The organism is Nitratireductor lacus (genome assembly GCF_056431025.1).
On the sequence record NZ_JBWKMB010000001.1, the window covers coordinates 371,661 to 378,503 of the forward strand.

The following is a 6,843-nucleotide window of genomic DNA, read 5'->3' on the forward strand; positions in this document are numbered from 1 at the left end:
CAAAGCCACAGACCCACAATCTGGTCTGTTCACAGAACGGTGTAAAGCCGAAGGGTCAGATCAAGTCAACCGGCAGGCGGCGCGGCTTATCCGCCGCGCGCGATCCGCTCGATCTCTTCGCGCACGAGGCGCTCCACGATGGTCGGCAGATTGTTGTCGAGCCAGTCCTGCAGCATCGGCCGCAGCATCTCCTCGGCCATCTGGTCGAAATTGCGTCGGCGGCTGGCCTCAAAGGCCTCATTCAGTTCGCCGAAAGCAGCCGCCACCTTGCGGCCCGTATACTCGGAAAGGATGCCCTGCCTTGCCTCATCGGCCCGCTCTGCGCCCGCGGCAACCGGCATATGGGGTTCGCCCTGCCGCTCCCGATCATCGGTCTCGGCGACTGGTTCTTTCTGAACAGCCTCAACCTTGGCGAGCCGCTGCACGAGACCCCGATCGATGACCGGTGCATCATCCTGCGCAGATGCGGTGGACGAGACACCGGCAAGCGGCGCCTCCACCGGCTCCGGACGCACATCCTCCTCATGCGCCTGAGAATCGCGCAGCTCCGTTCGAAAACTCTCGACGTCAGCCGAGGCTTCAAAATGCGCCGCCGCGTCCCGCTTCTCTGGCTGGTCTACTGGCACCTGGTCCTGCTCCACATTTCCGCTCTGGGGAGCCATGGCCTCTCGCGCAGCAACACCGGCAGCGCCCGCGTTCTCGGATGACCTCGCCGAAGGCGCATCATTGTCCTCGATGATCCGCCGGATCGACGCGAGTATCTCCTCCATGGAGGGCTCACGCTGACTCCCGTTTGAAGTCAGCGCCTCGACTGCTGCTTCCATCTTCTGCGCCCCGAAACCCTGTGACATAGTCAAACCTGCCGCCTCCAGCTGCGTCCGCTTCACCAACCCTGCCCGGAACGACGTTCTCTCTGCCCGTCCAGGCACCAGTGCAGACGGTCGAATCACAACAGAAAGCGTAACGCACGGTCGGGCGCATGAGAATCCCCGCACCCGTGCAGTTTCAGGTTGCACACAGAAATGCCGGGCTCACGAGAGCCCGGCATTTCTTTATCGCTTGAATATAAGGGAATATGTCCGGACGAAGCCGCCCAGGAAACGCTGACAGGTCTCAGCGACCGTCCGGCGTACGCAGGCCGTACCACTTGTCCTTCACTGCCTGATAATGTTCCTCGGGCCGGTATTCGCTGACCTGAAGACCAAGCCGGCTGGCGGAAAGCCGTCCGGTCGCCGAAAGGATGGCATAGCTGGCAACCACGATGTCGCGCTCCGCGCTCACCTGGTTGATCTTCGCGTCGATAACGTCCGCCTGCGCATTCAGGACATCGAGGGTTGTGCGCTGTCCCACATTGCGCTCTTCGATCACGCCATTGAGCGCCAGCTGCGCAGCCTGCACCAGTTCGCGGTTGGCAGAAAGCGATTCACGCGCCGCCTGATACTGGCTCCAGGCCGAAACAACAGCCGCACGAACCTGATCGCGGCTGACATCGAGATTGATGCGCGCCTGACCGAGCGATTCCTTGTTCTTGCGCACCTGCGCCGAGGCCTGACCACCCTGGTAAATCGGCACGGTCAGGTTGAGCCCGATGCGTGCGCTATCGCGCGAACCATCGGCAGAAAGGCCGGGCGATGAGTCCTGGTAGCTGTGCGAAAGCCCGACAGAACCGGAGACCTGCGGCAGGAATGCGCCTTCCGAAGACTTCACGCGGAACGACGCCGTGTCGATCTGATGCTGGCGCGCCTTGATGACAGGATGGCCTGCAAGGCCGAGCGAAAGCGCGCTGTCGAGGTTCTGGGGAAGCAGCTTCGTCAGCGGCTGGGCCGTCTTCAAATTCTTCGGGGCATCACCGATCAACTGGCGGTAGACGGCCGAACTCGACGTCACGGCGGCACGCGCCGCGCTGAGCTGCGCCAGGGCAGCCTGCCGGCGAGCCTGTGCCTGTGCGACATCAGTACGCGTTCCCTCGCCCACATCGAAGCGTGAGCGCGCCGAACGCACCTGCTCCTCGAGGAATTCAAGGTTTTGCGCCCGCAGCGCGGCGATCTGGCGATCGCGAATGACATCCATATAGGCGCTGGCCGCATTGAAAAGCGTATCGAGTTCCTGGTTTCTCAGGGCCTCGTTTGCCGCGCGAACCGACGCTTCTGCCGCCTGCACGTTGTTGCGCGTCTGGAAGCCGTCAAAGATTGGCTGCGTCAGCGAAATACCGAATTCACCGGTGCGGATATCGGTGCCGTCATTGTGGGTCAGCGCGAGCGAAGCAGTGCCCTGAACGCGCGGACGCATACCGGATTTGGCGATGGCGACATCTTCATCCGTCACCCGGACTCCGGCGCGTTCGGCGTTGAGCGTGGAATTGTTCTCGTAGGCTTTTGCCAAAGCGCCCAGAATGGTCTCGGCGGAAGCGACGACTGGCGTCGCAATCAACGCGGATGAGGCCACCAGAGGGATAAGGAAACGACGGTAAAAAGGCACGATCTGTCAACCTCGGACTGTTATCGGTAGCCGCGTCATACAGGACACCACCACCCCGACTTATGTGTTCCGGTCTTTCAACCGGCGTCCACGCCCGGGAGACGTCAATGACAGCCTGTCCCCCACCCCCAAATCAGGCGCTCTTTAAAAAGATGTTACATCAATCCCTTGATCAATTCCGTTGCAGGAAAGCAACAAGTCACCCCTCAAAAGACGAATACCGGCTCTTTTTGGAACCCAGGCAGCGGCCGAACCGCCAGATTGAAAGCGGGACGGCTGGAAACGATGCCGTCATCCTTCACAAAAAGATGCGCCTGGGCTGCATTCCCCTCGCCGATCACCGCGACAAGCCGTCCGCCATCGCGCAGCTGGTCGAGAAGGCTTTGCGGAACGCGGTCCACCGCCCCGCCAATGACAATCACATCGTAGGGCGCGTCGTCGGCATACCCGCCCTGCAACGCACCGCCGACGACGGCCACGTTGACACAGCCAAGCTCGTTGAGCGCTTCCGTCGCCATACCCGCAAGCCCTTCGTCGCTTTCAAGCGCAACGACGAAGCTTGCAAGGCGCGACAGAACCGCCGCCGAATAACCCGATCCCGACCCCACATCGAGAACGACGTCGCTCGATTGCACATCGGCAAGCTGGATCAGCTTGCCGAAGGCCGCGGGCTCCATCAGATAGCGGGCACCATTTCCCTCCGCTGCCGGGGCGATTTCAATGTCTTCGTCGATATAGGCGAGCGCCTTCTTTCGTCCCGGCACGAAGGCCTCGCGTGGAATCTCGCCCATCGCGTCCAGAAGCGGGTTGCTTGTCACATCGGACGTCCGCAACTGTCCTTCCACCATATTGGCGCGCTGCTGGGAGAAATCGATTGTCATGCGTCTGCTTCCCGAAGCCCGTTTTCGGACCGTTTGCGGGATGAGGTCCCCGCTTCGCCGAAAACAACGATTTGACCGGTTTGCTAGCGGCTGCGGTCGCCCCTGTCAATCGCTCTGCGGCAGGCAGGCGTGGACCACTGACACGTCGGGAAACCCCCTTCGCCCACACACGTCGAACATCAGCTCTCCCGACAGGGAGCACAGCTGCGCATGGCGGTCTAGCCAGGCAGTGGAACGAATTCCTCATCGTCTCCCCGCGGCAGATCAAACAGCCCCGCCCCCCAGTTTTCCCGGCGCCAGTCATCCTTGGCCGCTTCGATGCGCTCCTTGGAAGAAGCCACGAAATTCCACCATATGTATCGCGGCCCGCTCATTGTCGCACCGCCCAGAAGCATCAGCCGCGCGCCCTCCGCTCCAGCGCCCACGGTGATGGAATCACCAGGCCGGAACACCATCATCCGTCCCGCCTCAAAGATCTGACCGGCCACCGAGACCGCCCCCTCCGTCACGTAGATTCCCCGATCTTCATGATCATCGGGAAGCGGAAAGCGCGCGCCGGCTTCGAGCACGACATCAGCATAGAACATGTCTGTGTGGACCGTGGCCGGAGCCTTCTCGCCATAGGCGGTTCCCAGGATCAGCCGCAGGGTCACACCGTCATCGCCGATTTCGGGAAGCGTCTCTTTCTCATGATGTTCGAACGTGGGCTCGGCATCTTCCATCGCTTCCGGCAACGCCACCCAGGTCTGAATGCCGAACAGGCTGTGCGGCCCCTGCCGCGAGGCCGTGCTGGTCCGCTCCGAGTGAGAGACGCCCCGCCCCGCAACCATCCAGTTCAGCGCGCCGGGATGGATCACCTGATCCGAGCCAATGCTGTCACGATGGTGAAAATCTCCGCGAAAAAGATAGGTCACGGTCGCCAGCCCGATATGCGGATGAGGGCGGACGTCGATGCCCTGGCCGGTCAGAAACTCCGCCGGCCCCGCCTGATCGAAAAAGATGAACGGCCCCACCATCTGCCGCTTTGGCGCTGGCAAGGCTCGCCGCACCTCAAAGCCGCCAATGTCGCGGGCACGCGGAATGATCAGCGTTTCGATGGAGTCGGCCTCGGTATCATCCGGGCAGCCCGGTGTGAGAGCGGGATTCCAGCTCATGGCAACATCCTTTGCAGCAAACGCGGTTCTGCAAAAGACTATCACTGTGGTCGATGGTCGGAAATGCCGGCACGCATTGACAGTCCGTCACCGGCAAAGCTGCAGGACATCTTCAACGGCGCGGCATTTTGCCAGCCCGCTGCTCCACACGCCTTGCAGGATCAGAAGCCGCTCCATAGATACCCCTGTCCTGCCCCATACTGGAGACCCTATGGACACGCGCCTGCCACCGACAGTTCGTTCTGATCGTCTTGAACTACGACCATTCGTGCCATCCGACCGCCAAGCTTACGATGCCTATCACAGCCGTCCCGAGGTCTACAGGTTTCTCTATCAGCCGGTTCCGGACAAACACGCCCTGGCTGAACAGTTTGCAGCGTGTCTTCAATCACGGTTTGAGGAGGATGGAGATTCATTACGGCTGGCAGTGATCCGCCGCGAAGATTCCGCACTCCTCGGGGAGGTTCTGCTGAAAATGGCAAGCAAGGAAGCGCTTCAAGCGGAGATAGGCTATATCTTCAATCCCGATTTCTCAGGCGCAGGCTATGCCACCGAAGCCGTTCGAATGATGCTCGATATCGGTTTCAGCGAATACGGGTTCCATCGGATTTTTGCACGCCTCGATCCGCTGAACAAAGGATCGGTAGGGGTTGTCGAGAGGTTGCGCTTCCGTCGCGAAGCACTTCTTCTTCAAAACGACCGCTTCAACGGAGTGTGGGGCGATGAGTTCATTTACGCGCTCTTGAAGTCCGAATGGGAAAAAAGAGCAGTTTCTGCCAGCTCTTGAGCCTGATTGGCCGGGCTCTCGACAATCCGCGGCCAACGTTGGCGGCACCACATTTCAGGACCATTCAGGCGGGCTGGTGTGAGCGACGCACCGGCCCGCGGCGCCCGCAAAGAAACGCATCCTTCTGCCTACGCAGCAGGCCGAAAGCGATTGGCGAAGAGGCAGCGAATCACAGGGCCGTGCGAAAGGGCTGGAGTGCAGCTCACGCAAAAGCGCACAACCTCTTCAGATAAAAGTCTGAAATCATTTAAAAAAGAGAATTTGGAGGCCTCGCCCGGAATCGAACCGGGGTGCAAGGATTTGCAGTCCTCTGCGTAACCACTCCGCCACGAGGCCATGTCGCAAGCGACACGGGCTGTTCAATAGGTTGCAGCCAATTCCCCGTCAAGCGGGCAAATGTCATTGCCGTGAAATTATCCGGGGAGACCGCCCGATACGGGGACGACGAATGGATCACCGGTCACGCAGCCCCTGTTTTCCATCCTTGCGGCGGTTCCACCAGACCGCGACCTTGCGCCGCTGGCGCCGCACGGATGCGATGTCATAGGAGAGGATCAGCAATCCGAGTGGAATCATCCAGAACCCGAGCACGGGCAGAAACCCGAAGAATCCCAGGACGACGAGCAGGCACCCCCCTCCGATTCGCGCGAGCCGAGACCTGGGAATCGGAATCCGTTTTCCCATGAGGGAGACCGACGGACGCCCCTTCTCCTTCGCTTCGGAGTTCCTGTTTTGCTTCACCATATGCCGTTCCATCGCCCTCTACCGGCCCTCATACGCTGTCTGCCATCAATGCCGGACCCTCCATATGCGTTGCAAAGTTCACCGATGGGAGGGGCTGTTAGAAAAAAACGGCAAAAATCACATTTGGCGCTTTGCAAAGCTGAATTTGGTTTGCTATAGGCACGCTCACTCGCATGAGCACAGGCGTTCCCCGGTAGCTCAGTGGTAGAGCAACCGGCTGTTAACCGGTTGGTCGCTGGTTCGAATCCGGCCCGGGGAGCCACTTTTCTTTCGAAAGCCTTCAATCCCAAGGAAATCAAGGGTCCCAGCTTCCCTAGAGATACACCCCGCGATACACCGAGGGGTACAACGGGATGCTTATCGACGTGCAGTATCTACAGAAGCGCGGCAAGTCTGGGTGGCGATATAGGCGTAAGGTTCCAGCCGAACTACGCCCCATAATCGGCAAACGCGAATTTCTGATTCCCCTAGGCAACACCGAAGCGGAAGCCCTTCGAGCGCACCCAAAGGTGCATGCTGAGGTCGAACGACAACTTGTGGCAGCCAAAACCGGCGAAGCCCCGTCGGTCCTCCCCCTTATCAAGACCGAACAAGACGCCTACCAAGAAGCAAGACGCATCTTCAGGGAGAAGGGTCAGCCCATGCCGGAGTTCGCTGGATGGGAACCACCCAAGACCACGCTTGCAGATGCCAAGAAGCTTTTGGCCTGCTGCCGGTTTTTCGGACACGAGGTTAAGCTAACATAGCTCGCTCCTCGAACTCCACGGGGCTCAGATAGCCCAGTGTCGAGTGCCTGCGC

7 protein-coding genes and 2 tRNA genes are annotated in these 6,843 nt (G+C 60.2%); 3 read left to right on the forward strand and 6 right to left on the reverse strand.

Annotation, left to right across the window (positions count from 1 at the left end):
- Positions 1 to 86: 86 nt before the first annotated feature.
- The 4 genes from AC07E3_RS01810 to AC07E3_RS01825 all read right to left on the reverse strand — a co-directional run bounded on the left by AC07E3_RS01810 (position 87) and on the right by AC07E3_RS01825 (position 4,513).
- The gene (locus AC07E3_RS01810) at positions 87 to 851 is read right to left on the reverse strand and encodes a PopZ family protein (protein ID WP_336068723.1); all 765 of its coding nucleotides are present in this window, start codon (positions 849 to 851) and stop codon (positions 87 to 89) included.
- A gap of 262 nt (positions 852 to 1,113) precedes the next feature.
- The gene (locus AC07E3_RS01815; RefSeq protein WP_336068342.1) at positions 1,114 to 2,478 is read right to left on the reverse strand and encodes a TolC family outer membrane protein; all 1,365 of its coding nucleotides are present in this window, start codon (positions 2,476 to 2,478) and stop codon (positions 1,114 to 1,116) included.
- 206 nt (positions 2,479 to 2,684) lie between these two features.
- Positions 2,685 to 3,359 carry a protein-L-isoaspartate O-methyltransferase family protein gene (locus tag AC07E3_RS01820; protein WP_336068339.1) on the reverse strand — a complete coding sequence of 225 codons (675 nt, stop codon included), beginning with the start codon at positions 3,357 to 3,359 and terminating at the stop codon, positions 2,685 to 2,687.
- A 218-nt stretch (positions 3,360 to 3,577) separates the two neighbouring features.
- The gene (locus tag AC07E3_RS01825) at positions 3,578 to 4,513 is read right to left on the reverse strand and encodes a pirin family protein (protein WP_478360123.1); all 936 of its coding nucleotides are present in this window, start codon (positions 4,511 to 4,513) and stop codon (positions 3,578 to 3,580) included.
- Positions 4,514 to 4,724: 211 nt separating this feature from the next.
- Between AC07E3_RS01825 and AC07E3_RS01830 the strand changes: the two genes are divergently transcribed.
- The gene (locus AC07E3_RS01830; RefSeq protein ID WP_478360124.1) at positions 4,725 to 5,300 is read left to right on the forward strand and encodes a GNAT family N-acetyltransferase; all 576 of its coding nucleotides are present in this window, start codon (positions 4,725 to 4,727) and stop codon (positions 5,298 to 5,300) included.
- A gap of 262 nt (positions 5,301 to 5,562) precedes the next feature.
- Here AC07E3_RS01830 and AC07E3_RS01835 read toward each other — a convergent pair.
- Together AC07E3_RS01835 and AC07E3_RS01840 are read right to left on the reverse strand one after the other, a co-directional pair.
- Positions 5,563 to 5,636, reverse strand: a tRNA-Cys gene (locus tag AC07E3_RS01835).
- 117 nt (positions 5,637 to 5,753) lie between these two features.
- Entirely contained in the window at positions 5,754 to 6,044 is a 291-nt protein-coding gene (locus tag AC07E3_RS01840) for a hypothetical protein (protein WP_336068333.1), read from the reverse strand.
- Between the two features lie 187 nt (positions 6,045 to 6,231).
- Here AC07E3_RS01840 and AC07E3_RS01845 point away from each other — a divergent pair.
- Both AC07E3_RS01845 and AC07E3_RS01850 read left to right on the forward strand, forming a co-directional pair.
- Positions 6,232 to 6,306, forward strand: a tRNA-Asn gene (locus AC07E3_RS01845).
- 91 nt (positions 6,307 to 6,397) lie between these two features.
- Positions 6,398 to 6,790 (forward strand): DUF6538 domain-containing protein, encoded by a 393-nt coding sequence (locus AC07E3_RS01850; RefSeq protein ID WP_478360125.1) that lies wholly within the window; start codon positions 6,398 to 6,400, stop codon positions 6,788 to 6,790.
- Positions 6,791 to 6,843 lie beyond the last annotated feature (53 nt).

Coding starts and splice junctions, on each gene's coding strand:
- AC07E3_RS01830 (WP_478360124.1), top strand. CDS start 4,725: ATGGACACGCGCCTGCCACCGACAGTTCGTTCTGATCGTCTTGAACTA.
- AC07E3_RS01850 (WP_478360125.1), top strand. CDS start 6,398: ATGCTTATCGACGTGCAGTATCTACAGAAGCGCGGCAAGTCTGGGTGG.
- AC07E3_RS01825 (WP_478360123.1), bottom strand. CDS start 4,513: ATGAGCTGGAATCCCGCTCTCACACCGGGCTGCCCGGATGATACCGAG.
- AC07E3_RS01840 (WP_336068333.1), bottom strand. CDS start 6,044: ATGGTGAAGCAAAACAGGAACTCCGAAGCGAAGGAGAAGGGGCGTCCG.
- AC07E3_RS01810 (WP_336068723.1), bottom strand. CDS start 851: ATGTCACAGGGTTTCGGGGCGCAGAAGATGGAAGCAGCAGTCGAGGCG.
- AC07E3_RS01820 (WP_336068339.1), bottom strand. CDS start 3,359: ATGACAATCGATTTCTCCCAGCAGCGCGCCAATATGGTGGAAGGACAG.